The 2,610-nt window shown below is 64.8% G+C and carries 4 protein-coding genes; all 4 read left to right on the top strand.

The genetic code is table 11. The annotated features are described in order from the left end of the window. On the top strand, positions 1-543 hold a 543-nt coding region (locus tag R3280_RS16630), incomplete at its 5' end, for a hypothetical protein (RefSeq protein ID WP_318999723.1). Positions 544-612: 69 nt separating this feature from the next. Then, a complete protein-coding gene (locus R3280_RS16625) occupies positions 613-1,152 on the top strand; it encodes a lipocalin family protein (protein ID WP_318999722.1) in 540 nt (179 codons plus the stop codon). Positions 1,153-1,271: 119 nt separating this feature from the next. Beyond that, on the top strand, positions 1,272-1,955 hold the full coding sequence (locus tag R3280_RS16620) for a TetR/AcrR family transcriptional regulator (protein ID WP_318999721.1): 684 nt from the start codon (positions 1,272-1,274) through the stop codon (positions 1,953-1,955). Then, positions 1,952-2,610 (top strand): efflux RND transporter periplasmic adaptor subunit (locus R3280_RS16615; RefSeq protein WP_318999720.1); only part of this gene is annotated, 659 nt, incomplete at its 3' end. The genes R3280_RS16620 and R3280_RS16615, both read left to right, overlap by 4 nt.

The following is a 2,610-nucleotide window of genomic DNA, read 5'->3' as shown; positions in this document are numbered from 1 at the left end:
GCGATGAGACGGCTGTTCTACCTGGTTTCCAGCATCGACAGCGCAGAGGACATCTCCCGGGATCTGCACGAGGAAGGTGTCACCGACTGGCGCTTCCATGTGGTCAGCAAGAACGAGGCGGGGCTCTACCAGCACAACCTCCACACCGCCAATGTGCTGGACCGCACCGACCTGGTCCGCTATGTGGAACGGGGCATGATGGTTGGGCTGGCCGTTGTCGCGCTCCTGTTGGTGCCGCTGATGCTGCTGTCCGATTTCGGCATTCCCACCTCCGCCTGGGTTGCGCTGGCGGTATTCCTGGTGGTCGCCGGAGGCTGGCTCGCCGGCTTCGGTGGTATCCAGGCGGAGAACTACCGGATCCAGAGCTTCCACGACGACATCGAAGCCGGCAAACACCTGATCATGGTGGACTCGCCCAAGAAGCACGTGGCCAAGGTCAAGGAGCTGATGAAGAAGAATCACCCGGAGGCCGAGCTCCAGGGAGAGGACACCAGCTTCAACAACCCCTTCGCCAAACCCGGAAAACGGCCCCGTTCGGCCTGAACCGGGCCTGAGCTCTTCTCCACGCCGCCGGGCCTTGGCTCCGGCGGCGGCTTTCTCTATAGTCCGGTCATGACCCGACGCCCTTATCCGATCATTCCCGCCCTACTGATTGCCCTGTTGCTGGCCGGCTGTGTCGGCCGACCGGAAGGCATCCAGCCGGTGACCGGTTTCGACAAGAGCCGCTACCTGGGCACCTGGTACGAGATCGCCCGCCTGGACCACTCCTTCGAGGAGGGATTGAGCCGGGTCACCGCTGATTACAGCCTGCGGGAGGACGGCGGCATTGCCGTGATCAATCGGGGCTACTCCGAGGAAGAGGGTGAGTGGTCGGTCGCGGACGGCAAGGCCTATTTCGTCGAGGACGAGCAGACCGGTTACCTCAAGGTGTCCTTTTTCGGACCCTTCTACGGCGCTTACGTTATCTTCGGTCTTGATAAGGCCAATTATGAATACGCCTTTGTGTCCGGCCCGAGCCGGGACTATCTCTGGTTGCTGGCCCGCTCCCCGCAGGTCAGCGACCAGGTGAGGGCGGACTTCCTGGAGCGCGCCGACCGCCTCGGTTTCAATACCGGTGAGCTCATTTTCGTGGACCATTCCCCGATCCCCTAGATTGCCCGTACGCCCAAACCCCCTCTGCAAGCAGCCCGCATCGCTGCTTGGCTGTTGTGTTCTGTGACCGCCAGTCATATCATGACCGCCGGTCATTACCAGCCAGGGGCAGGACACAGATGGGATATCAGGACGAAGCCTTCCAGCAGCGTGAGCGGGTTCTGCTTGATACCGCCCTGGCGCTGTTCCGGGACCGGGGCTGGGAACAGGTCACCGTGGCCCAGGTGGCGGAGGCCGCCGGCATTGGCAAGGGCACGGTGTACAAGCACTTCGCCACCAAGGAGTCCATCTACGCCCGCCTGGCGCTGGAATTTTCCCGCCGTTGCCTGAGCCAGTACCGGCGGGTGGTGATCGGTGACAGGGCATTGGTGTCCATGCGGGAGGTGATCCGCCAGGCCTTCGACCTGATGTGCGACAACCCCATTGAGGTGCAGCTCAGCCTGCACTGCGAGCGGCCGGAGTTTCAGGAGCGGCTCGATGCCGGCCTCCGGGCCGATTTTGGCGAGCTTGAGCAGCAGTACACCGAGCTGTTCAACCACTTTATCGAGGTGGCGGTGAGCCGGGGCGAGATGGCGCCGGTCTCGACCGAAGCCCTCTACTGGGGCATAGAGGCCGGTTTTCACGGGGTCATGGCGCGGGTGGCAGCCGGTGGCTTCGGGGCCGGCTGCAACATGCCCGACCTGGCCCGGTACCTTGATCACGTTGCCGATTTCATGATTGCCGGCCTGCTGGGGGCGCCCGCGGTGGCCGCCACCACGGCCCGCAGTACCTCATCAAAGGACCAGAAGGAACCCCGTTCATGACCCGACTGACTGCAAGAAACTGGGGCCCGGTCGTGCTGGCTGTTGTGCTGGTGGTGGCGCTGGTGCTCTGGATGCTGTCCGGCGACGTCAAGAGGGCGGAGCAGCAAGCCCCGGAAGCCGTTGCCAGCGAGCAGGAGGCGCCGCCCCTGGTGGCGGTGGAGGTCCTGGAAAGCCAGATCTACCAGCCCACACTGTCGATTCAGGGGCAGCTTCAGCCCTGGCGCATGGTGACCGTGCTGGCCCGCGCTGACGGTACCGTGGAATCCCTGCCCCTGGCCCAGGGCAGCCCGGTGGACGAGGGTGAGCCTCTGCTCCGGATCTCCCCCGACGAGCGGCCCGGCCGGATGCTTCAGGCGGAGGCCCGGGTGCGCCAGCTGGAGGCGGAAATGGCCGCCATCGAGCGTCTGCGCTCGGACAACCTGGCCTCCCGGACCGACAAACTGAGGCTTGAGAGTGAGCTGGCGGCAGCCCGGGCGGATCTTGCCGAAGCCCGACTGATCGCCAGCCACCTGGCACCGGCGGCGCCCTTCGAGGGCATCATCAACCGACGCCTGGTGGAACTGGGGGAGTACATCCGGCCCGGCGATCCCCTGATGGAGCTGGTGCAGGTGGACCGCCTCAAGGTCACCGGTTCGGCACCCCAACAGACGGTGGC

The sequence above is a fragment of the Marinobacter sp. genome, assembly GCF_033722195.1.
In the GTDB taxonomy this organism is placed as follows: domain Bacteria; phylum Pseudomonadota; class Gammaproteobacteria; order Pseudomonadales; family Oleiphilaceae; genus Marinobacter.
Note: the sequence above shows the minus strand (reverse complement) of the source record. Positions and strands in the feature narration are given on the sequence as shown.